The following is a 22,002-nucleotide window of genomic DNA, read 5'->3' on the forward strand; positions in this document are numbered from 1 at the left end:
CAATCGTGTGACGTTTGTCTGGTCGTGGCGTCCCGCGCGACGGCTGGAGGTGTGGACATGCACGCCGAGCAAGTCGACGCGCAGTTAAAGCCCGAAGTGCAGTGTGAGAGCGTGATCGTGCACGAACGTGCACTGTACTTGCAACGACGTGCAGCAACGAGTTGGCTTGTCAGCGGCGGCCGATCCGGCCGTCGTGAAGTATGCGCCACTGTCGGCGCCGATCTGACAAAGCTGTCAGGAACGGAGTGAGGGATGGAAACCTCTTTGGGTGTTGTCTTCCTCTCGGAAGTCGTGGGATCAGCAATGCTGCTGCTGCTTGGTGGTGGTGTCGTCGCCAACGCGATCCTCACCAAGACCAAGGGCAACGGGCAAGGGTTCCTTTTCATCAACTGGGGCTGGGGTATCGCGGTCTTCGCGGGCGTCCTCGTCTCGTACAAGTCGGGCGGCCACCTCAACCCCGCCGTCACGCTGGGCATCCTGGCCTCCGGGTCTGAGACCTACGCCGCCGGCGTGCCGATCACCGCAGCGTCCACCATGGTGTATCTCGCCGCTGAACTCGTCGGCGCCATGATCGGTGCCGTCCTCTGCTGGCTCGCCTACAAGGACCACTTCGACGAGGAGCCGGATCCGGCCCTCAAGCTCGCCGTGTTCTCGACGGGCCCCGGCATCCGCAACTACGCGATGAACGTCGTCACCGAGGCCATCGCCACCTTCGTGCTCGTGTTCGTGATCCTCGGCGCAGGCAAGTTCACCGGCGCGGGCGGCTCGGACCCGGCCAACCTCGGCTGGCTGGGCGCGCTCGGCGTCGCGGTCCTGATCGTCGGCATCGGCGCGAGCCTCGGCGGCCCGACCGGCTACGCCATCAACCCCACGCGTGACCTCGGCCCCCGCATCATCCACGCCATCCTCCCCATCAAGGGCAAGGGCGGCTCCGACTGGGGCTACTCCTGGGTGCCGATCGTCGGCCCCATCATCGGCGGTGTCCTCGCGGGCCTGCTTTCCGGCGTCCTCCTCCCCGCAGTCTGATTCTCGAAAGGAATTGGGTAAGTAATGGCTGACAAGTACGTACTCGCAATCGACCAGGGGACCACGAGCTCCCGGGCCATCGTCTTCGACCACAGCGGACAGATCGTGTCCACGGGTCAGAAGGAGCACGAGCAGATCTTCCCCCGCGCCGGCTGGGTTGAGCACAACCCCGTCGAGGTGTGGAACAACGTCCGCGCCGTCGTTGCCGAGGCACTCAGCAGCGCATCGATCAACCACCAGGAGATCGCGGCGGTCGGCATCACCAACCAGCGCGAGACCACCGTCGTGTGGGACAAGAAGACCGGCGAGCCGGTCTACAACGCCATCGTCTGGCAGGACACCCGCACGGCCAAGATCGTCGAGGATCTGGGCGGAGACGAGGGCCAGGACAAGTACAAGGCGCGCGTGGGCCTCCCCCTGGCGACCTACTTCTGTGGCCCGAAGGTCAAGTGGATCCTGGACAACGTCGACGGCGCCCGCGAGCGGGCAGAGGCCGGAGACCTGGTCATGGGCACCATGGACACCTGGGTGCTGTGGAACATGACCGGCGGCGTCGACGGTGGCGTGCACGTCACCGATGTGACCAACGCGTCGCGCACCATGCTCATGGACCTCAAGACCCTGAGCTGGGACGCCGACATCGCGGCCGACATGACCATCCCGATGTCGATGCTGCCCGAGATCAAGAGCTCGGCCGAGGTCTACGGCGTGGGTCGCGCGGCGGGCCTGCTGCCCGACGTGCCGATCGCCGGCATCCTGGGCGACCAGCAGGCGGCCACCTTCGGCCAGGCCTGCTTCGAGCCCGGCATGGCGAAGAACACCTACGGCACCGGCAACTTCATGCTGCTCAACACCGGCGAGGAGATCGTTCCGTCGAAGAACGGCCTGCTCACCACCGTGTGCTACAAGATCGGCGACAAGCCCGCCATCTACGCCCTCGAGGGCTCGATCGCGGTCACCGGCTCGCTGGTGCAGTGGCTGCGCGACAACATGAAGATGTTCAGCTCGGCCCCCGAGGTCGAGGAGTTGGCGGCCACCGTCGAGGACAACGGCGGCGCGTACTTCGTGCCCGCGTTCTCGGGCCTGTTCGCCCCGTACTGGAAGTCCGACGCACGCGGTGCGCTGGTCGGCCTCACCCGCTACGTCAACCGCGGCCACATCGCCCGCGCCGTCCTGGAGGCCACCGCCTACCAGACGCGTGAGGTGCTGGAAGCCATGGAAGCGGACTCGGGCGTGAAGCTGGCCGAGCTCAAGGTCGACGGCGGCATGACCATGAACGAGACCCTCATGCAGTTCCAGGCCGATCAGCTCGGCGTCGACGTGGTCCGCCCCGTCGTCGCAGAGACCACCGCCCTGGGCGCCGCCTACGCAGCCGGCATCGCCGTCGGCTACTGGGCGGGCGAGCAGGACGTCATCGACAACTGGGCAGAGGCCAAGCGCTGGACGCCCAACGTCGACGAGGCCGATCGCGACCGCCTCTTCCGCAACTGGAAGAAGGCCGTGACCCGCACGTTCGACTGGGTCGACGAGGACGTCAAGGAGTGACCTCCAACTGACGCATGTCACGTCAGGGGCGCCGGGAGACCGGCGCCCCTTTCGCGTCCCTCGACGCTGGTTGAGCCGGGCTGCCCATTTCTGCTGGTTGAGCCGGGCCGAAGGAGCGAAGCGACGCGCGCCCGCGTCGAAACCGACGCTGGCTAGGGGTGTCGGTCGGGTTCCGCGGCGGCTGAGGGGGACCGGCCTCGCCCATGGGCGCCCTCGGCACGCCCAAAACCGCCGGCGTGCCTCGCCCAACGCCCGACCCACCGCGACCGGTCCCCCTCATCCACCGCTCCGCGGACACGTCGCGTCCCCTCACCCAGCCGTCGGGGGGTGAGCCGGGCCGACAGACCCTTCCGCTGGGTTGAGCCACCGCTCGGCGGTCCGTCACAGCTGCGGTCCTCGTCAACGGACCTCCTCCGGTGCTTCGCGGGCTAGCCTGGGCGCATGCCAGAGCATGAGGTGCTGTCAGTGGGGGATCGCGAGGTCAAGCTGACCTCGCCCGGCAGGGAGCTGTGGCCCGCCGCAGGGATGGCAGACGGGGCCGCCGTCACCAAGCGAGACCTCGCGGGCTACCTCGTCGCCGTGGCAGAGCCGTTCCTGCACCTCAACGGTGACCGGCCGATGACGCTGCAGCGGTTCCCCGAGGGGGTCGACGGCGAGGAGTTCTTCTCGAAGCGCCCGCCGCAGGGGGCGCCGTCGTGGATGAGGCGCGTGACGTGCACCTACCCGTCCCGCCGTCGGCACGACCAACTGACCTTCGACGAGCCCGCCTCCCTGGCCTGGGCCGCTCAGATGGGCACCATCACCTTCCACCCCTGGCCCGTCCGGACCTCGAACCTGGACAACCCCGACGAGTTCCGCATCGACCTCGACCCCCAGCCGGGCCGCGACTTCCGCGACGCCGTCGAGGCAGCCCTCGCGCTGCGCGAGGTGATGGCCGAGGCCGGGCTGAAGGCGTATGTCAAGACCTCCGGCAACCGCGGCATCCACGTCTACGCCCGCATCAGGCCCACCCACGAGTTCCAGGACGTGCGGCACGGCGTGATCGGGGTCGCACGGGAGTTGGAGCGGCGGATGCCGGACCTGGTCACCACGTCGTGGTGGAAGGAGGAACGCGGCGAGCGGATCTTCGTCGACTTCAATCAGGCCAACCGCGACCGCACCATCGCCGCGGCCTACTCGCCGCGACCCCTGCCCTGGGCGCCGGTGTCCATGCCGCTCACCTGGGAGGAACTGCCCGACGCGGACCCGCGCGAGTTCACCGTCCGCACCGTGCCCGGCCTCCTCGAGGGTCGCGGCTGCGCGTGGGCGGACATCGACGATTCCCCGGGCGACGTGTCGGGGGCCCTTGCGCTGTGGGAGGCGGACCTCGCGCGCGGTCTCGGCGAGCTCAACTTCCCGCCGGACTACCCGAAGATGCCGGGCGAGCCACCCCGCGTCCCGCCCAGCAAACGCAAGGCGGACCGGGCCGACGACGAGTACATGGCCCCGAAGGCCGAGCGGGACGCCGAGTGGGGGACGGCCATCGCGCCGCCCTACGGCCCGATGCTGGCCAAGGCGGTGAAGAAGCTGCCCAAGGGCGACGTGCTGTACGAGCCCAAGTGGGACGGGTTCCGCGCGATCGTGTGGCGCTCGGGGGACCAGGTGGAGATCGGGTCCCGCAACACGCGCCCCATGACCCGCTACTTCCCGGAGCTGGTGGCGGCCATCGTCGAGAACTTCCCGGACCACTCGGTGATCGACGGCGAGATCGTGATGGTGGACCCGCACAGCGGAGACCGGCTCAACTTCGACCTCCTGCAGCAGCGGATCCATCCCGCGGCGTCGCGGATCAAGAAGTTGAGCGAGGCCACCCCCGCGAGCTTCGTCGCGTTCGACCTGCTGGCGCTCGGCCAGGAGAACTTCGTCGAGCGGCCCTTCCGCGAGCGCAGGGCCGCCCTGGAGAAGGCGCTGGCCGGGGCCAGGCCCCCCATCCATCTGACGCAGGCCACGCTGGACCCGGATGTCGCGGAGGAGTGGTTCGAGCAGTTCGAGGGGGCGGGCCTCGACGGGGTGGTGGCCAAGCCACTCGGGGAGCCCTACGCGGAGGACAAGCGGGTGATGTTCAAGTACAAGCACGAACGCACTGCGGACTGCGTGGTGGCCGGCTACCGGCTGTACAAGGACCAGACGGACGCGATCGGGTCGCTGCTGCTGGGTCTCTACACCGACGACGGCACCCTCAACTCCGTCGGCGTGATCGGGGCGTTCCCGATGGAGCGGCGGCGGGAGCTGTTCCAGGAGCTTCAGCCTCTGGTCACCACGTTCGAGAACCACCCCTGGGCCTGGGCCGAGCCGGAGGAGGCCGGGGAGGATCTCAGGGACCAGTCCTTCCCCCGTACGCCGACGGCGGCCGCCCACTCGCGCTGGAACGCGAAGAAGGATCTGTCCTTCACTCCGCTGAGGCCAGATCGGGTCGTGGAGGTGCGCTACGAGCACATGGAGGGCGCGCGCTTCCGCCACACCGCCCAGTTCGTCCGGTGGAGGGACGACCGGGATCCGGGTTCGTGCACCTACGCCCAGCTCGACGAGCCCGTCAGCTACGACCTGGCCAAGGTCCTCGGCGCGGACAGCGGGACGGGGGCTACTGGAGGGTGATCTCCGCGATCTCGCCGCGGAACCCTCCCTCGACGGGGGGCAGGCTGGTCAGGTAGACCATCAGGTACTGCGTCTCGGTGGGGGAGTCGAGCGCGATGGTGGCGGTGCCGGACGCCGTCGGGTTCGCCCCGACGATGCTCCAGTCCGCCTCCGTGCGCATCGACGGCTCCGAGCCTGACGGGACGCGCAGCTCGACGGCGGTCTCGCCGCCCACCAGCGTGATCGTCGCGCTGGTGACGGTACGCCGCTCGCCCAGGTCGAGGATCAGCCCCACGCCCGGCTTCTGGCCCCCCATGTCCGGCCGGCGCAGGTAGCGCATGGTCACCCAGGTGGTCTCCGGGTCGCCGTCGATCACGTTGGCGGCGCGGTCCGCGTTCTCCTCGCCGTTGCCGTTGTCCTCCTCCGGATCGAAGTCCCGCACCCCGACGATGGTCGGCGCCCCTGCCGCCGTCTGCGACGGGGACTGGGACTGGGCTGAGGCGCTCGGCGAGCCGGTGCCCCACGGGGTGGTGGCGGCCTGGTCCGGATCCGTCGTCCACAGCGCGATCAGGGAGGCGATGGCGATCAACGCGACGAGCGCGAGCAGCGCGAAGAGGCCGCGGCGTGTCTTTGGGGCATCGTCGTCAGGGGCGGCCACGCGCGTGGGCGGACCGGCCGGAGCCCCGCCGCCGGGCGCTCGTCGCGGCCCGGCGAAGATGTCGTCGCTGAGCGCCGCGGACGCCGGGGGGACGTCGCGCGACAGGCCCGCCGACCGCGCGAGTGTCGCGGCCTCGAGGTCGTCGGCGGAGGTGCTCGGTTTGGCGACGGGGGTCCAGGTCCCGACCTGCGGGGCGCCCGGCCGGCGGAACGACTCGTATCCGGTGCCCGTCGACGCCTCGCGGGCCTCCAGCCCGCGCACCCGATCCTCGAGGTCCGCCGACGCATCGGCGCTGCCGACCACTATCGACAAGGCCTCCGCGAGTTGCGAGGCGGAGGTGATCCGCGGCTCGCTCACGCTGCCGCGCTGGGTGAGGATGACGGTGCAGAGCCGGTCCAGCGCGGGCGAGACCCCCGCCTGGACGGTGTGGGCCGGCGCGGTCTCTCCCGCGACGATGGGTGCCGCAGGCATGCCGAACGCGGCGCCTCCTGGCCAGTGCCGCACGAGCATGGCGTACAGGAGCCTCCCGAGCCCGATCACATCGGAACGCTCGCGGGCCGACCAGGCGTGCTGGTGGTCCTCGCGGCCCGCCAGGGCGGCCTCCACGCCGAATCCGCCCAGCCGCACCGCGCCCGAGGTGGTGATGATCACGTTGTCCGGGGTGAGCTGCTCGTGGAAGAGGCCCTGCGCGTGCACGCCGACGAGGGCGTCGGCGAGATCCCGCGCGATGTGCGCCGCCTCGATGGCGCTCAACGGCCCGGCAGCCAGCAGATCGGTCAGCGACCGTCCCGGGGCGTACTCGCGCACCACGTAGGCGCCGATGCCCTGCTCAGGATCGAGCACCTCGTCGGCGTCGAGCACGCGCAGGAACCGCGAGTCCGTGGCCACCGCGCCCTTGCGCGCGGCCAGCATCAGGTCCTGGATGCGCGGGTCCCCGGGGGCCACGACGTGGACCACGACGTCGCGCGAGAGCACCTGATCGTGCGCACGCCACGTCTCGGTGCCGAACCGGTCCGCCAGACGCTCGACCAACTCGTAGCGGGTGCTCAGCAGCGTGCCGACGGCGGCGATCCGACCGCCCGGTGCGTCCCGGAACAGTCCGGGCATGTCCAGCGCTCCGGTGCTCTCGTCGTCCGGCTCGTCGGCGTCGTCGTCCCAGTCGGCCACCGCGGCGTGGACCGGAGGCAGTGGGAAGGGATCCATCGGCCCCGTCTCCTCGTCGACGGCGGCGGGCCGGCTCGGCGACGGCGAGGATCCGGGGAACGTGTGGGTGGTGACCGCCGGGCGGTTGCGGATCACGGTGGCGGGACCGGTGTCGAACGCGTCGATCATGTCGTCGCGGATGGCCGGAACCACCGCCGTCGGCGTGTGCTCGTCGGAGCCCGGCGCGGAGCCCGAGTTCGCGACGGCCCGGCGATTCCCGAACCGGCTGCCCACGAGCTCGGCGAGGCTGCTCAGCTCCTTGACCTTCAGCAGCTTGCCGACCGCGAGGAACGAGGTGAGGATCACCACTCCGCCGACGAGGATGGAGACGATGTGCCCCAGCGCCCCGCCCGGGATCACCGCGGTGAGCCAGGCGGAGAGGTAGTACGCCGCGACGCCGCCGATCCCGGCGCCCAGCACCAGCCTCAGCACGTGCATGGTGACGGCGCGTCCGTCCAGGCCGGGGACGCGCCGTCGGAGGGTGCGCCAGGTCACGAACACGCCCACGCTGTAGGCCAGCGAGTAGGCGAGGGCTAGCGCGGCCGCCACCCAGGCGTCGGAGTTCGCCCACCACACCAGCGCGATGGCGCCCGCGATGTTGAGCCCCGCGATGAGGGTCTGCAGGAAGAACGGCGTGCGGGTGTCCTCCAGAGCGTAGAAGGTGCGGAGGCAGACGAACTGCACGGTGAAGGGGATCAGGCCGACGGCGAACGCCATGAGCGCCCACGCGATCCAGATGGCGTCGCTCGAGCCGGTGCCGTGGCCGAACAGCAGCCCGGACATGGGGCCGGCGAGGGCCAGGAAGGCGACGGTGGCGGGGACGATGGCGATCATGGCCAGCCGCACCGTCTTGGTGTACTCCTCCGCGACACCGCCCAGATCGCCCTGGGCGGCCAGCCGCGACGCGTTGGGCAGCATGGCCGTGGCCAGAGACACGGTGATCAGAGAATGCGGCAGGATCCACAGCAGGTGGGCGTTGGCGTACACGGTGACGCCCGCGCCGTGCCCGCCGGCGGTGGCGGAGGTGGCCAGGCGGTTGACCACCATCAGTGCCACCTGGTTGACGGCGACGAAGCCCATCGTCCACTTGGTCAGCGAGAACGTGTGGCCCAGGCCGGTGCCCTTGAGGTCGAACCGGGGACGCAGCTTGAAGCCGAGGCGCTTGATGGCGGGCAGCATGACGGCGGTCTGGGCGGCGATGCCGAGGGTGGAGCCGATGCCGAGCAGCAGGATCTGCGGCGTGGTGAACGCGCCGCCGTGGTCCTGCTGGTTGCCCCAGACCACGAAGTAGAGGGCCATCACAGCGATGGAGATGACGTTGTTGGCGATGGGCGCCCACATCATTGGGCCGAACTTGTCGCGCGCGTTGAGGATCTGGCCGAGCACGAAGAAGGCGCCGTAGAAGAAGATCTGCGGCAGCGTCAGGTAGGTCAGCGCCACCATCGAGGCGTACTGGGCGGCGAGGTCGGCCTCGCGCCAGTCCGGCGAGGTGTAGATGCTCGTCACCAGGGGGGCGCCGATGGTGACGAGCACGGCGACCGCCGTGATGATCAGCATGAACGCCGTCACGATCCGGTTGGTGTAGGCCTCGCCGCCGTCGTCGTCGTTCTTGATGGCCCGCACGATCTGCGGCACGAGGACGGTGTTGAGCGCGCCTCCCGCGAAGAGGATGTAGAGCGAGTTGGGCACCATGGTGGCGAGGGCGAGCATGTCCGCCTGCCGCGTGCCGTTGCCGAGGATGAACGCGATCAGCATCACCCGGATGACCCCGAGGATGCGCGAGATCATCGTGCCCGAGGCCATCACGGCCCCGGCGCCCACGAGTTTCCTGGTGCTACTGACTTGGCTCATGGTTCTCCTTGGCCGCCCGTTCTCGTTGCACGGCGCGGATGCGCCAGGCGGTGCCCCCGACCACTACTGCACCCGATACCAGGATGATGATCCAGCCGACGCGCCCGAAGTCGGTGGCGGTGATCTCGATCGGCACGAGCGTGCCGAGGGGTTCGCCGTCGACGGTGGTGAGCTGGGCGCGCACGATGGCCACCCCGTTGGCGGTGGCCTCGGGGGTGATGTCGACGGTCGCGGACTCACCGGGGCCCACCGCCACGGGCCCTACCGAGGGCACGCGGATGCGCTGCGGTGAGTCGGAGGTGAAGTCCACCTGCACCTGGACGGGCACGCCCAGGCCGTTGCTGACGGTGACCGGGAAGGTGTTGGTGCGCGAGCCCATGACGAACGACTGCGCCGCCTTCAGGGTGATCAGCGAGGCGTCCAGGCGTGCCGGGGTGGCAGCGTCCAGGTAGGCGAGGGCGGCCCCCTCGTCGGCGAAGTCGCTGGAGAACGCCGTGGCGCCCACCCTGGAGAGGTCCACAGGCTCGTCGCTGCCCATGAGGGTCCGCAGGAACTCGGCGTCGGCCTCCGCGGCGTCGAGGGCGTCGGAGACGGAGGCCCAGGCACCCGGCGCTGTGGCGTCCGGCCACACGACGGGCGCCTCCGGGGTCGCCGACGGTGCCACGTGCCGCCGGGAAGCGCCCAACGCGGCATCGGCCTCGGCCCCCTCCACCGTCGCGATGAGGTAGAGCGGGGGCCGTTCGGCCAGCAGTTCCTCTGCGATCAGCCGCCCGGGGCGGACCCCGGCGGGCAACGCGGCGAACGTGCTCAGGGGCGAGGCGCCCAGCAGCGTGGGCCTACCTGGCCTGGCGCCGGTGGCGTTGCGCAGCACCACGGTGTCGAAGCCGGAGAGCTGCGCCGCCAGGTCCTCACCCGCGCCGGCCTCCAGCACGGCGACGGTGGGCAGCTCAAGAAGCTCGTCGGGGGTGGCCGCCTCCGCCCAGCCGAGCACCCGCTGCAGCTCGCCGCTGGCGTCCGCCGTGGCCAGGTCGGGGTTGCCGTACGGGAGCCGCCAGAGCCTGCCGGCCTCGGCAAGCGCCTCGAGCCGGTTGAGCCACCCGATGGCCACTCCGCTGCCCGGCGTGCTCACCCCGCCGACCACGTGCTCGCCGGTCATCCGATCCACCGCCCCCGCCAACGCGGGGTCGACGGCGGCGACCACCCCGTCGCGCTCCGCGCTGGCGAGCAGAGTCTCGAGCCGGCCGCTCAGGTCGGTGAGGAGGGAGTCGTCGGTGAAGTCGCCGTCGGGAGTCCAGCTGGGCGGCGCGCTGAGCAGGACCACGGCGCTGGACTCGACGGGGTCCGTGGTGGCGGCCACCACCACCTGATCCGCGCCCACCACCTGGTTGCCGCCGTCCGAGGGAATGCCGCGGACCTGGACCCCGAGGAGGTAGGCGGCATCCGTCGTGGTCAGGGCGAATCGTCCGGCGGTCAGCTGGCCGACGGTGGTCCTGACCGTGAACTCGGCGCGCTGGCCGGGGGCGAACTCCTCGTCGCGGGTGAGGATGTGCAGGTTTCCGGCGGCCTCGTCGGTGAGCCTGGCGCCGACCGGCACGCTGGCCAGGGTCTGTGCCAGCTGCGCGCTGGTGGTCTGCGGCGCGCTCAGGCGCCAGAAGTGGACGTTGACGTAGCGGATCGGGACGGTCGAGACGTTGGTGAGCGTGCCAGTCAGCTCCACCACCTGCGCAGGATCGGCCAGGTCGAGGGTGGGAGTCGAGACGCTGGTCAGCTGCACATCGAGGTACTCGGTGGCCGCGACGGCGGGCCGCGGGGCCACGACCACCGCCAGTGCGAGCAGCGCCGCCGCCACCAGCGCACGCGCGAACCGACCGACCATCACGTCCTCATGGTAGTTGCCGGGGGCCGCCGGGCGCCGTGGTCACTGCCCGCCGCGATCGGCCCACCACTGTCTGAGCAGCTCGACGGCGTCGTCGTGGGGGATGGGCCCGTGTTCGGTGCGATGCTCCAGCAGGAAGGAATATGCCTGCCCCACGTCCCGGCCCGGTCCGATCCCGAGGATCTCCATGATCTGCGTGCCGTCGAGGTGCGGACGCAGCGACGCGAGCTCCTCCTGGGCGGCCAGCTCGTCGATGCGCCACTCCAGTTCCTCGTAGGCGCGCCGCAGCTTCGTGGCGCGCTGCCGGTTGCGGGTCGTGCAGTCCGCCCGGGTGAGCATGTGGAGGTGCTCGAGCTCACCGCCGGCGTCGCGGACGTAGCGCCGCACCGCGGCGTCGGTCCACTCGCCGTCGGAGTAGCCGTGGAACCGCAGGTGCAGCTCGATCAGCTTGGCCACCGACTTGACCACCTGCGTGGGGTAGCAGAGCGCCTTGAGGCGCCTGGTGGCCTGCTTCGCGCCCACGGCGTCGTGATGGTAGAACGTCACCTTCGAGCCCTCGAAGCGGCGGGTGGCCGGCTTGCCGATGTCGTGGAGAAGAGCCGCGAGCCGGTTGACGATGTCCGGCTCATGACCGCGCGCCTTCTCCAACTCGATCGCCTGGTCCAGCACCGTGAGGGTGTGCTGGTACACGTCCTTGTGGCGGGCGTGCTCGTCGACCTCCAGCTGCAACGCCGGCAGCTCGGGGAGGATGTGCTCCGCGATCCCGGTGTTCACCAACAGGTCCAGGCCCACCCGCGGATTGTCGGTGAGCAGCAGCCCGGTGAGCTCGCCCTGGATGCGCTCGGCGGAGACGATGGTGATCCGCTCCGCCATGTCCGTCATCGCGGCCACCACCTCCGGCGCCACCGCGAAGCCCAGCCGCGAGGCGAACCTGGCGGCGCGCATCATCCGCAGGGGATCGTCGGAGAACGACTGCTCGGGGGTCGACGGGGTGCGCAGGACCCCCTCCGCGAGGTCCTGCAGGCCGCCGTACGGGTCGACGAAGGCGCGGGTGGACACGTCGACCGCCATGGCGTTGACCGTGAAGTCGCGGCGGTGGAGGTCGCCGTCGATGGTGTCGCCGAAGGAGACCTCGGGCTTGCGGGACTCGCTGCGGTAGATGTCGGCGCGGAACGTGGTGACCTCGATCTGCCAGTCCTGGTCCGCCGCCCGCTTGAGCGCGCCGATGGTGCCGAACTCCTTGCCGATGTCCCACGTCGTGGGCGTGAATTGCTTGAGCAGCTCGTGCGTCTGCTCCGGAGTGGCCGAGGTGGTGAAGTCGAGATCGTGGCCGAGCGCGCCCAGCAGCGCGTCGCGGACCGAGCCGCCGACGAGGTACAGCTGGTGCCCCTCGGCCCTGAAGAGGCGGCCCAGGTCGTCGATGACGGGCGCGATGCGCAGCAGTTCGTGCATCGCGTTGGTCTGCGCTTGGGTGAGGTTCGGCACGAGGGATGAGTCTACGTCGTGCCCGCGGCTGCGACCCCCTCGGCGTTGGCCACCGTTCGGGGCGCCCCCCGGCGCGTGCGCCATGATGGGCGCATGGCTGATGTCTGGGAGAAGTTGCTGCTGAGCGGGATCGTGCTGGTCGTGGCCGTGGTGTTGCGCGCCGTGCTCGTCCAGGTCATCAAACGCACCGTGCGGGTCCTCGCCGCCAAGCCGAAGGAGCGCAACGACGACCTGGGTGCCAAGGCCGCGTCGATCCTGGCCAAGGCCAGCGGCCTGCACGACGAGCGTCAGCGGCAGCGGGTCGCCACCCTCGGGTCGCTGCTGCGCAGCGTCGTCGACGTGGCCCTCATCGTGGTGGTGGTGCTGACCGTCCTGGCGGTGTTCGGCGTGCCGATGGGGCCGCTGCTGGCCTCCGCCGGCGTGGGCGGCGTGGCGCTCGGTTTCGGCGCCCAGTCCCTGGTCAAGGACTACCTGTCCGGCATCTTCATGTTGGCGGAGGATCAGTTCGGCGTCGGGGACCTGATCCAGGTGGGTGAGCTGCGGGGCACCGTGCAGGAGGTGACGCTGCGGGTGACGAAGCTGCGGGACCCGTCGGGCACCGTCTGGTACGTGCGCAACGGCGAGGTGCTGACCCTGGGCAACGTGTCACAGGGCTTCTCGACGGCGTCGGTGGAGGTGCCGGTGGCGATCGACGAGGACGCAGACCGGGTGCAGCAGGTGCTCCGCACCGCCGTCGGGACCATGGCGGAGGAGCCCGAGTGGTCCGAGGTGCTGCTCGAGAATCCGACGGTGCTGGGTGTGGAGTCCATGAGCGAGGGCACGATGGTGCTGCGCATCCTCCTCAAGACCGGCCCTGACAAGCAGTGGGGACCGATGCGCGAGGCGCGCGCCCGCGCCCAGCGTGCCCTGGCCGCGGAGGGGATCCGCGGCCCCATCCTCCCGGGTGTGCGCACCGCCCCCTGACGCGGCAACGGGGCAGGCGGCCCTGGCTCGTGACTGGGGTCCCGCGCGCTGAACCACCTTCTCGCGCCCGGTTCGGGGGCTCAGGCCGCGTCTGCGCCCCAGGCAGCGTTACGGCGGATGAGCTCGTCCAAGGCAGGACCGTGGTGATCGGGCATGGCGCAGGTGTCCGGATCGGGCGGATCCACGTCCCATTCCGGCGGGTCTGGTGGTTCGGCAGCGTCCTGTGGGCAGGGTGGTGCCCCTGACTGGAGGTCGAGTTGTTGAAGTCGGTGCCGTTGATGCAGGCGGGGTCGGCGGGCCGGGTCGATGTGCCGCGGCGGGGTGAACCACGGCAACCCGGTCTCATCGTCGATGTGCACCTGCCACTGGGATTCCTCCGATTGGAGGGGGTCAGGTTCGACGAGGCGGTGGTGGTGGGGGCAGAGCAGAACCCCGTTGGCCAGGCAGGTGTCCCCGCCGGCCCACCACGGAATGATGTGATGCGCCTGGCACGGCGCGGGTGGGGTGGTGCAGCCGGGGAAGACGCATCCCTGGTCTCGTTGCACGATCGCGGCGCGGAGGGCGGGTGTGAACAGGCGATGGGTGCGCCCCACGTCCAGGGGGCGGGAGGCTGTACCCAACACCATCGGGATCAGGTCCGCGTCGCACGCCAGACGCCGCGCCTCGCTGGCAGACAGCCCGTCGACGCCGGCCCCGCCGAGCACTGTCACCTGGCCGAGGCCGGTGACCAGGGTGCCGTAGTCCAGGGTGATGTGGACCTGCGGGCGGTCCACCCCGCGCTTCGGCAAAGTGCCGTTGCTGGCGGCGTGCTGAGTGAGCAGCACGAGGGCGTCGGCGCGGCGGGCTCCACGGCTGGGATGCTCACCGGTGTTCGTGTACTTCGACGCCGGAGGCATCAACGCGTCCAACTGTGCGGTGAGGAGGGCGGCGTCGGCGACGGGGAGCTGTCCCGTGATTCGCATCGACCCGTGATGGTCCGGGGACAGGTGCAGGAACCGGTCCCGGTGCGCGGCGCGCTCCTCCCGCGCGAGACGAGTCGCGTCGTCGGCGTCCGCGCGGTCCGGGTCTACCACCTCGGTCAGGCGCGAGGCCAGGATCCGCAACTCGGACGGGCCGAGGGTGTCGACGTGGGCCAGGATCAACTCCTGACACTCCACCAACTCGGCGCGGGTGAGACGCGCGGGCAGCTTCCGCAGCCCGGAGACGATCGCGTCGGCCTGGGGTAAGGAGACCACGCCATGGCTCAGCGCGGCGGCGATCAGCGGGAACCTTTCCCCCAGATCTTCGGCGAGCCTCAGCGCGGCGGTGGCCTGTGCAGGGGTGGTGCGCACCGACTGCCGCACCCCCTCCACCACCCGATCAGCCGCAGACAGCCTGGCTTCGTGGAGGAGATGCAGCCTGAGCCCGGCGAGCTGGGCCTCGAACTCGCCGATCGACTCCACCAGCCCCGCCAGACGTTTCACCGCTACCTTGTCCGTGCCGAGCGTCCGGGCGGCGTCCCACAACGCAGCGATCGACCGCTGCACCAGGTCCATCGCCGACTCGCTCATGTGAACTATTCTGCCAGCGACCACCGACAGATTCGGGCCCAGAAAGCCATCGTCGCAGGAAATTCTTCGACCAATTTTCCAGGGCTTCGCGCGAATGTCCACGAGGATGCGTTGGCGACCCCAGTGCGGCTATAGATGGTTGTCAGGGCCACTTCCAGGCGCGTCGACTTGGGTTGAGCCCCGGGCCGCCTCACCGCTGGTTGAGCCGGGCCGCAAGGAGCGAAGCGACGCGCGCCCGCGTCGAAACCGACGCGACATCAGACCTCACTGGTTGGGGGTCAGCACCCAGTTACCGATGTCGTTGGTCCAGCCCCACCTCACATCGATCTGCTCCGCGCCCCAGCTTTCAAAGGCGCCTCTGTAGTACTCGTCGCGGTAGAGGTCGTCGCCGCCGAACCTCAGCAGAGCTGCTGGTTCGTACAGGTTCAGGCACGGCTCATCCCCGGAGACGCCGAAGTAGCCGTCGTCGTTGGTGGTCACGACGCAGTCCTTCTGCCAGAAGCTCAGCTCCTGCTCGGACTGGTCCACCTCGTAGACCTCGATGGACATGCCAGGGAGTCCGTTGCCCCCTCCGTCGACGAGGCGGCCCGTGATGTTGGCCAGCGAGGTGCTCTGCAGGAACGCGTCAGACTTCTTCACCCCGCCGGGGAAGGCGGCGCTCCCCGTGTCGATCATGAGCGAACTGAGGTCCGGATCGAGGCCCATCGGCCCGTTTTCCTGCGGGTTGGCCCACGCGAAGAAGTTGAACGCCTTGAAGCCGGGGATCGAGTAGAACCCGTCCGCGCCAGTCACGGCCTCACCCAGCGGCACGGGAGACCCTTGCTCCGGATAGCTGATGTGGCAGTTGATGATCACCAGGCTCTGGTAGCACACGCGGACCGTGACGCCCGCGAGAGGCTGGTACCCACCGTCGTCGTTGCCGTTGCTGTCCCACCGTGACTCGGCGGCCCAGATGTGCCCCTCGATCCGGTTCGACGGGTCGAGCTTCACGCTGATGCCGCTGGTGGTGCGCCCGTACTTCACGACGACGGGGTCGCCGGCCTCCGGGACGGCATCGTTCGGGTAGGCCTCCATCGCGTAGCGGGTCAGGTCAGCGGGAACGAAAAGCACCCGGTATGTGCCGGCCTCCGACAGTTTGACGGTGTAGCTCCCGCCCTTGTTCGTGACCCCCTCCGCGGCGGGACGGAGAGCCCAGTCGGAATCGTTGAACTGCTCTCCCCACGGGTACCACTTCTCCATCACGTAGACGCGGACGCCGCTGACCGCCTTCCCGGTCTGGGCGTCGAGCACCACGCCCTTGATGGCTGTGGTGAGGACCCGCGCGTGGGCGGGTGGGACGGCCACAAGGGCCGTCATGAGGGCGATGGCCACGGCCGCGACCACACCCAGGAGGCGCTTCAACCAGCTGGTTCCGCACATCGTCGTGCTCCCTTCGAACACGAGGGCCAAGCGGTCCTTGTACCTCCGGTATAGCACTGTGGCGGGTGTTCCACAGGGGAATCCTGGCTCCGCGAGAAACCCGCGCTTTGCCGCCCTGACAGGGCATTTCGGCGTACTGTGAGAGCTACTACTCATGGTCGGAGGACCCCATGATCAAGCGGGTTTTCGTCGATGTCGCGATCGGCCTCGGGCTGGCCATCGCCGGACAGTTCGTGCAGCTCACCGCCGGCCTCATCGGTCCGTTGCTGGGCATCCCGATGCCCTACGAGTCCGCCCCGGAGGACGGGAGCGTGCCGCCTGCGCTGCTGGAGCAGATCAATGCGATGTTCCTGCTCGCCTCCGTCGGCATGCTGGCCCTGACCTTCGTCATCGCACTGATCCTCCGGGTGAAGAGTCCGAAAGACGGCGCCGCACGCGGGGCGGCCTGGGTGGCCGTGGTCGGCCTCAGCCAGTTCCTCCTCGGCCTGGGCAACGGCGTCGTGGCGGTGTTCGGCCTGTTCGGCACCTGGCTCTACCTCCTGGCGATCGTCCTCGGCCCGGTCGTCGCCGGCCTGCTCAGGTCGCGGCGCACCGAGCCCGCGGTCCCGGTTGCCTAGGCCCGCCGGACTTTTCGTACTGGTCGACGGCACATCGTGCGACGTCGAGGGGAGAGGAGGAGCTGTGACGCAGATGTTGGTGGCCGTCGTGGCCGGACTGGCGGTGGCGGCGGTCGTCGTGCTCCTCGTCCTGCGCGCGGCGAAGGCGGCTGGATCCACGGGCTCCGCGACGGGGATGGGCTGGGCGTCGCTCGCCCTCGGCGCGCTGACCGTCCTGCTGGTCGTCGTGGGCTACGCGTTCGCGCCCGAGTTCGCCTCTGAGGCCGAGGCTCAAGCCGCCTCCGGGCAGTTCGACTCGCAGGGGCTGTACATGGTGGGCACCGCAACGGGTATCGCCGCGGCGGTGACGGCCGGGCTCGCTCTCAAGCGGGGCGATCGGCACTGGCCCACCTGGGTAGGTCTGCTCGTCGGCGCGGGCGTCATCGGCGCGTGGGTGTACGTGATCGTCTACATCATGTTCAACCCGTACTGACCCGTGGCACGGTCGCGTCTTTGGCCTGCCGCGCCGCGACACCTACCCTTGAACGGAACTGGTGTCAAGAACGGACGGGTAGAGAACCTCTATGGCTAAGGCGAAACGGGCGGCTGCGAAGAAATCGTCGGCGGGGAAGATCTGGAAGCGGATCGGGATCAGCGCGCTGGTGCTGTTCATCATCGTCGGGATCAGCGGCCTCGGCGCGTTCGCCTTCCTCTACGCCACCACGGACCTTCCGGACCCGAACGCGGACTTCCAGACCAACACCACGTTCCTGTATTACGACGACGGGCGCAACCAGCTCGGCTCGCTCGCCGTGCAGAACCGCGTCACGCTGGACTACGCGGACATGCCGCAGCTGATGAAGGACGCCGTGGTCGCGGCGGAGAACCGCAGCTTCTGGGAGGATCCCGGCTTCTCGATCAGCGGGATCGCGCGCAGCGTGGTCTCCATCGCCACCGGCGGAGAGTTGCAGGGCGGCTCCACCATCACCCAGCAGTACATCAAGATCCTCTACCTGGACTCCGGGCAGCGCATGTCGCGCAAGATCAAGGAGCTGTTCCTCGCCATCAAGATGGGCCGCGAGCTGTCCAAGGAGGAGATCCTCGAGGGCTATCTCAACACCATCTACTTCGGACGGGGCGCGTACGGCATCCAGGCCGCCGCCAAGTCCTACTTCCTCAAGGACGCCAGCGAACTCACCATCGACGAGACGGCCGCCCTGGCCGCGATCCTCAACAACCCCGCCGGATTCAACCCGTCCGGCGGCCCGGAGAAGCTGGAGCGACTCCTCGGCCGCTACCAGTACGTGCTCGACGGCATGCTCGAGATGGGCGCCATCACCGAGGCGGAGCACGCAGCGGCGCGCCCGCAGCTGCCGGTGTTCCCGGAGGTCCCCGTCAACGACCGCTACGGCGGCCCCAAGGGGTTCCTCATCAAGTCCGTCGAGGACGAGCTGTTGGCCCTCGGGCTGACCGAGGCCGAGATCCAGGGCGGCGGGCTGAAGGTCACCACCACGCTGAACAAGGCCATGCAGACGGCTGCCATCGCCACCGCGCAGAAGTACACGGCGCAGGCCGCCGCGGACGCGGAGGGCAGCCCGGACCCGTCGAAGCTGCACGTCGCCATCTCGTCGGTCGACACCTCGACGGGGGCCGTGCTCGCCATGTACGGCGGGCCTGACTACGTGGCCAGCTCGCGGAACTGGGCCACGACGGACCGCCCGGCCGCCTCCACCTTCAAGACCTTCGCCACCATCGCCGGCCTCCGCAACGGTTTCTCACTGAAGTCCATCTTCAACGGAGACACGTTCACGCCAGACGGCGACACCAAGACCATCCGCAACGAGTTCGGCAACCAGTACGGCCCGGTCACGCTCCGCGAGGCCACCGCCGAGTCCATCAACACGGCGTTCGTCGACATGACCCAGCAGATCCCCGACGGCGCCAACCAGGTGATCACCGCCGCCAACGACGCGGGCGCCCCCACCAGCCGCGGCTGGGACCCCAACAACCGCATCGCGCTCGGCGCCGCCGAGGTGAGCCCGCTCAACATGGCCAACGCCTACGCCACCCTGGCCAACAGCGGCCGGCGCAACTCGACGCACATCGTGGCCAAGGTCGAGGGGCGCAACGGAGAGGTCCTGTTCGAGGCCGAGCCCGAGGCCGAGCAGACCATCGACCAGAACGTCGCGGCCAACGTGACCGACTCGCTGACCTCCGTGGTCCAGGAGGGCACGGGCCGCCGCGCGTCCGAGCTCGGCCGCCCCGTCGCCGGCAAGACCGGCACCAACGGCGTCGACGACGACATCACGTCGGCCTGGTTCGTCGGCTACACCCGGCAGATCTCGACGGCGGTCATGTACGTGGCGGGAGACTCGGGCAACGAGGACCTCGACGACTACAAGCGGCCGCAGGACCGGACGTTCTTCGGCTCCAGCTACCCGTTGATGACGTGGGTGGACTTCATGGCCCAGGCCACCGAGGGCATGCCCGTTGAGGACTTCGACACCCCGCGGGAGATCGACGCGACGAAGGGATCGGAGAGCGCGTCCCCGTCGCCCACCCCGACGCCGTCGCCCACGCCGTCGCCCACCCCGTCACCGACGCCCTCCGAGGAGCCCACGCCGACGGAGGAGCCGGAGCCCACCGCGCCCCCCACCACCGCCGAGCCGCAGCCCACCGAGCCGCCCGGCCAGTCCGGAAAGCCGACTCCGCCAGGACAACAGAGCCCGGACCCCAGTCCCACGCCGACCGAGACCCCCACACCGGACGCGGCGCCCGGGGTGGGCGGAGGGCCGGCGCCCAAGCCGTCCGCCACGGGATAGCGTGAAGCCCACGGGCTAGAGTGACGCCCGTGGACAACGCGCTGGTGCCCGGTCTCGGCGGGCCGATGGGACGCCACGCCACCGGCCGCGGACCCTGGTTCAACCCCCTCCCGTGGGCGTTCGCCGCAGGCACCGCGCTGTTCCTGGTGCTGTTCCTCCGGCACGCCCAGTGCGTCCAGACGGACGCGGAGACGGCCGTCAACAGCTACGCCCTGCTGTGTTACTCGGACATCCAGGGCACGTTCCTCGGGCAGGGCTTCGGGGCCGGTGCCACGCCCTTCACCGCCGCGACACTCACGGTCTCGCCGCTGGTCGGGGTCCTGATCCTGCTGTCGATCCGCCTGGCCGGTGTGTTCGCGCCCATCGGCCCGGGCACCCCGACGCAGGCCCAGATCGACGCCAGTGTCGCGTTCTTCGGGATCACCACGGTGGCGCTGTTCGTGTGCTTCCTGCTCCTGATCATGGCGACGGCGACGCTCGGGCGCCGCCAGCGCGGAGCCTCCTGGGACGCCGTGATCGTCGCGTCGTCGCCGATCGTGCTGGCCTCGGGGTTGATCAGCTGGGATCTCCTTCCGCTCGCGATCACGGCGATCGGCCTCGCCCAGTTCGCCCGCGGGCGCGTGATGGAGGCGGGCATCGTGATGGGGCTCGCCGCGTGCGCGGGCACGATGCCCATCGGGGTGGCGCTGGCCGTCATTGTCGCGGCGGGCCTGAGGGGCGGAGCCGCGACGGCGGCGCGGTTCGCGGGCCCGGCGGCGGTGACCTTCGCGGCCGTCCACCTCCCGCTGCTGCTGGCCGACTTCGACAAGGTCTACGCCTTCTACCACCAGGAGATCCACCGCGAGGCCGGCTACGGCTCGCTGTGGTACCTGCTGACCCTCATCGGCGTGCCCCTCCGGCACGCCGGCTCGCTCGGCTTCATCCTGCTGGTGCTGTTCCTCGGCGTCCTGATCGCCTGGATGTACGTCTCCGGCAAGCGGCCCCGCGTCGGATCCCTCGTTGCCGTCTTCATCCTCGCCGCGACGATCCTGGGGCCGTCCTTCCCGCCGCAGACGTCGCTGTGGGTGCTGTTCGCCGTCGTGGTGTCGCGGCCGCTGCGGCCTGAGCTCATCGCGGCGACGGTGGCGCACGTGGCCTACTACCTGGCCATCTGGGGGTGGCTCGCCGGCTCTCTCACCACCAGCCAGTGGGGGCCGTACGGGCTCTACTGGGCCGCGATCCTCGCGCGGGCCGGCGTGGAGGCGTGGGTGCTGGGCGCGTCGCTCCAGGACATCGTCGAGCCCACGCGCGATCCTCTGCGCACCCCGGACCGGCCCGATCCCCTGGGCGGAGTGCTGAACGACGGCGAGTTCGTCCGCGCCTGAGCGCTCAGACCAGGCGGATCTCGTCTGCGGTGACGGTGGTCATCCGGGCGGTGACGGGCAGCTCGTCGCCCACCTGCGCCGGCGCCTCGGCCCCGGCCACGAAGATCATGGACGAGTGCATGTGCGGCGGCTCGGCGAATGCCCGCTTGCGGCCCCCGATGGAGAACGGGGACAGCGAGCGGCCGAGCGCGTCCAGCACGCCCTGGGCCACCGTGACGCCCCGTTGCCGGAGCGAGCGCTGGGGGGTGGGGGCGGTCATGGCCAGCCCGTGCGCGGTGCCGCCGGACGCGATCACGATCCACCCGTCGCTGGGGGCCTTGACCCCGTGGTAGCCCAAGGGGGCGCCGCGGCGGATGCGGTGCACGTCGAGCACGGTGGCCGTGGTGCGGTAGGCGCGCTTCTCGCCCAACCACAGGCGCGTGCCGACCCTCAGGTGGGTGCGGACGCCGAGCGCGGTGCGCAGCCCCCGGTAGTCGGTCACGCTGAGGTGCGAGACCCACACCGGGGCCCGCCGCACCGCCAATCCAGCCGCGGCGAGCCGCTTCGCCTCTTCCAGCGAACCGACGGCGGGCAGATGGATGGCCCAGCCCTCGAAGGTCAGGGCGCCGAAGTCGCGCTCCGTCAGCTCCCGCGGATCCAGGCCGTGCCGGTGCATCGAGGTCTCGATCTCGACGATCACGCGCGCCCCCGGATGGGTCGTGGCGAGGGCACGCAGGTCCTCGGCGCGCGACACCGTCGTGATCACGAGGGGGTCGTCGAGGAGGGACGTGGCGGCGTCGTCGAACGGGCGCCACGGGTTGAGCACCACGACGTCGCCCGTGAATCCGCCCGCGCGTACCGCAGCCACCTCCTGCGCGATGCCCACCGCCAGGGTCCTCACGCCCAGCCGCGTCGACTCGGCCGCGAGCAGCCGCAGGCCGAAGCCGTAGCCGTTGCCCTTGGCCACCGGGACCAGGCCGGGGGCGTCGTCGAGCAGGGCGCGGTGGTGCGTGTGCCAGAGCTGGCGGTCGATCGTGAGGGTCAGCGGCATC

14 protein-coding genes are annotated in these 22,002 nt (G+C 70.1%); 8 read left to right on the forward strand and 6 right to left on the reverse strand.

Features of this window, described 5'->3' with window-relative positions:
• Positions 1 to 252 precede the first annotated feature (252 nt).
• From ACZK5D_RS12800 to ACZK5D_RS12810, 3 genes are all read left to right on the forward strand, one after another.
• Complete coding sequence (locus ACZK5D_RS12800; protein ID WP_463665568.1) at positions 253 to 1,026, forward strand: MIP/aquaporin family protein; 774 nt, start codon at positions 253 to 255, stop codon at positions 1,024 to 1,026.
• Positions 1,027 to 1,050: 24 nt separating this feature from the next.
• Positions 1,051 to 2,571, forward strand: a complete 1,521-nt coding sequence (gene glpK / locus ACZK5D_RS12805) for a glycerol kinase GlpK (protein ID WP_458995766.1) — start codon at positions 1,051 to 1,053, stop codon at positions 2,569 to 2,571.
• A gap of 441 nt (positions 2,572 to 3,012) precedes the next feature.
• Entirely contained in the window at positions 3,013 to 5,205 is a 2,193-nt protein-coding gene (locus ACZK5D_RS12810) for an ATP-dependent DNA ligase (RefSeq protein ID WP_463665569.1), read from the forward strand.
• Here the strand turns inward: ACZK5D_RS12810 and murJ are convergent.
• From murJ to ACZK5D_RS12825, 3 genes are read right to left on the reverse strand one after another with little or no spacing between them, the layout of a single operon-like run.
• Positions 5,192 to 8,896, reverse strand: a complete 3,705-nt coding sequence (gene murJ, locus ACZK5D_RS12815; protein WP_463665570.1) for a murein biosynthesis integral membrane protein MurJ — start codon at positions 8,894 to 8,896, stop codon at positions 5,192 to 5,194. The two genes, ACZK5D_RS12810 and murJ, sit on opposite strands and share 14 nt — an antisense overlap.
• Complete coding sequence (locus tag ACZK5D_RS12820) at positions 8,880 to 10,772, reverse strand: DUF6049 family protein (RefSeq protein WP_458996478.1); 1,893 nt, start codon at positions 10,770 to 10,772, stop codon at positions 8,880 to 8,882. Before ACZK5D_RS12820 ends, murJ begins: the two co-directional genes overlap by 17 nt.
• 42 nt (positions 10,773 to 10,814) lie before the next feature.
• A complete protein-coding gene (locus tag ACZK5D_RS12825) occupies positions 10,815 to 12,224 on the reverse strand; it encodes a CCA tRNA nucleotidyltransferase (protein ID WP_458996479.1) in 1,410 nt (469 codons plus the stop codon).
• Positions 12,225 to 12,350: 126 nt separating this feature from the next.
• Here ACZK5D_RS12825 and ACZK5D_RS12830 point away from each other — a divergent pair, with 126 nt between their 5' ends.
• Complete coding sequence (locus ACZK5D_RS12830; RefSeq protein ID WP_458995770.1) at positions 12,351 to 13,220, forward strand: mechanosensitive ion channel family protein; 870 nt, start codon at positions 12,351 to 12,353, stop codon at positions 13,218 to 13,220.
• A gap of 80 nt (positions 13,221 to 13,300) precedes the next feature.
• On the opposite strand, the gene ACZK5D_RS12835 is transcribed toward ACZK5D_RS12830, so the two are convergent.
• Together ACZK5D_RS12835 and ACZK5D_RS12840 are read right to left on the reverse strand one after the other, a co-directional pair.
• Positions 13,301 to 14,770 (reverse strand): HNH endonuclease signature motif containing protein, encoded by a 1,470-nt coding sequence (locus ACZK5D_RS12835; protein ID WP_458995771.1) that lies wholly within the window; start codon positions 14,768 to 14,770, stop codon positions 13,301 to 13,303.
• A gap of 264 nt (positions 14,771 to 15,034) precedes the next feature.
• A complete protein-coding gene (locus ACZK5D_RS12840) occupies positions 15,035 to 16,189 on the reverse strand; it encodes a peptidase associated/transthyretin-like domain-containing protein (RefSeq protein ID WP_458995772.1) in 1,155 nt (384 codons plus the stop codon).
• Between the two features lie 170 nt (positions 16,190 to 16,359).
• On the opposite strand from ACZK5D_RS12840, the gene ACZK5D_RS12845 reads away from it, so the two are divergent.
• The 4 genes from ACZK5D_RS12845 (at position 16,360) to ACZK5D_RS12860 (ending at position 20,971) form a co-directional block, all read left to right on the forward strand.
• Positions 16,360 to 16,806, forward strand: a complete 447-nt coding sequence (locus ACZK5D_RS12845; protein WP_458995773.1) for a hypothetical protein — start codon at positions 16,360 to 16,362, stop codon at positions 16,804 to 16,806.
• Between the two features lie 64 nt (positions 16,807 to 16,870).
• The gene (locus tag ACZK5D_RS12850; protein ID WP_458995774.1) at positions 16,871 to 17,278 is read left to right on the forward strand and encodes a hypothetical protein; all 408 of its coding nucleotides are present in this window, start codon (positions 16,871 to 16,873) and stop codon (positions 17,276 to 17,278) included.
• 91 nt (positions 17,279 to 17,369) lie between these two features.
• A complete protein-coding gene (locus ACZK5D_RS12855) occupies positions 17,370 to 19,607 on the forward strand; it encodes a transglycosylase domain-containing protein (RefSeq protein WP_458995775.1) in 2,238 nt (745 codons plus the stop codon).
• 29 nt (positions 19,608 to 19,636) lie between these two features.
• The gene (locus tag ACZK5D_RS12860) at positions 19,637 to 20,971 is read left to right on the forward strand and encodes a glycosyltransferase family protein (RefSeq protein WP_458995776.1); all 1,335 of its coding nucleotides are present in this window, start codon (positions 19,637 to 19,639) and stop codon (positions 20,969 to 20,971) included.
• Positions 20,972 to 20,975: 4 nt separating this feature from the next.
• On the opposite strand, the gene ACZK5D_RS12865 is transcribed toward ACZK5D_RS12860, so the two are convergent.
• The gene (locus ACZK5D_RS12865) at positions 20,976 to 22,001 is read right to left on the reverse strand and encodes an alanine racemase (protein WP_458995777.1); all 1,026 of its coding nucleotides are present in this window, start codon (positions 21,999 to 22,001) and stop codon (positions 20,976 to 20,978) included.
• Between the last annotated feature and the right edge of the window lies 1 nt (position 22,002).

Source organism: Tessaracoccus yangjingae (assembly GCF_055326235.1).

Bases quoted from the DNA above. Each gene is read 5' to 3' on its own strand.
- ACZK5D_RS12800 (WP_463665568.1), top strand. From the start codon at position 253: ATGGAAACCTCTTTGGGTGTTGTCTTCCTCTCGGAAGTCGTGGGATCA.
- ACZK5D_RS12820 (WP_458996478.1), bottom strand. From the start codon at position 10,772: ATGGTCGGTCGGTTCGCGCGTGCGCTGGTGGCGGCGGCGCTGCTCGCA.
- ACZK5D_RS12840 (WP_458995772.1), bottom strand. From the start codon at position 16,189: ATGTGCGGAACCAGCTGGTTGAAGCGCCTCCTGGGTGTGGTCGCGGCC.
- glpK (WP_458995766.1), top strand. From the start codon at position 1,051: ATGGCTGACAAGTACGTACTCGCAATCGACCAGGGGACCACGAGCTCC.
- ACZK5D_RS12865 (WP_458995777.1), bottom strand. From the start codon at position 22,001: ATGCCGCTGACCCTCACGATCGACCGCCAGCTCTGGCACACGCACCAC.
- ACZK5D_RS12810 (WP_463665569.1), top strand. From the start codon at position 3,013: ATGCCAGAGCATGAGGTGCTGTCAGTGGGGGATCGCGAGGTCAAGCTG.
- ACZK5D_RS12845 (WP_458995773.1), top strand. From the start codon at position 16,360: ATGATCAAGCGGGTTTTCGTCGATGTCGCGATCGGCCTCGGGCTGGCC.
- murJ (WP_463665570.1), bottom strand. From the start codon at position 8,896: ATGAGCCAAGTCAGTAGCACCAGGAAACTCGTGGGCGCCGGGGCCGTG.
- ACZK5D_RS12830 (WP_458995770.1), top strand. From the start codon at position 12,351: ATGGCTGATGTCTGGGAGAAGTTGCTGCTGAGCGGGATCGTGCTGGTC.
- ACZK5D_RS12855 (WP_458995775.1), top strand. From the start codon at position 17,370: ATGGCTAAGGCGAAACGGGCGGCTGCGAAGAAATCGTCGGCGGGGAAG.
- ACZK5D_RS12825 (WP_458996479.1), bottom strand. From the start codon at position 12,224: ATGCACGAACTGCTGCGCATCGCGCCCGTCATCGACGACCTGGGCCGC.
- ACZK5D_RS12835 (WP_458995771.1), bottom strand. From the start codon at position 14,770: ATGAGCGAGTCGGCGATGGACCTGGTGCAGCGGTCGATCGCTGCGTTG.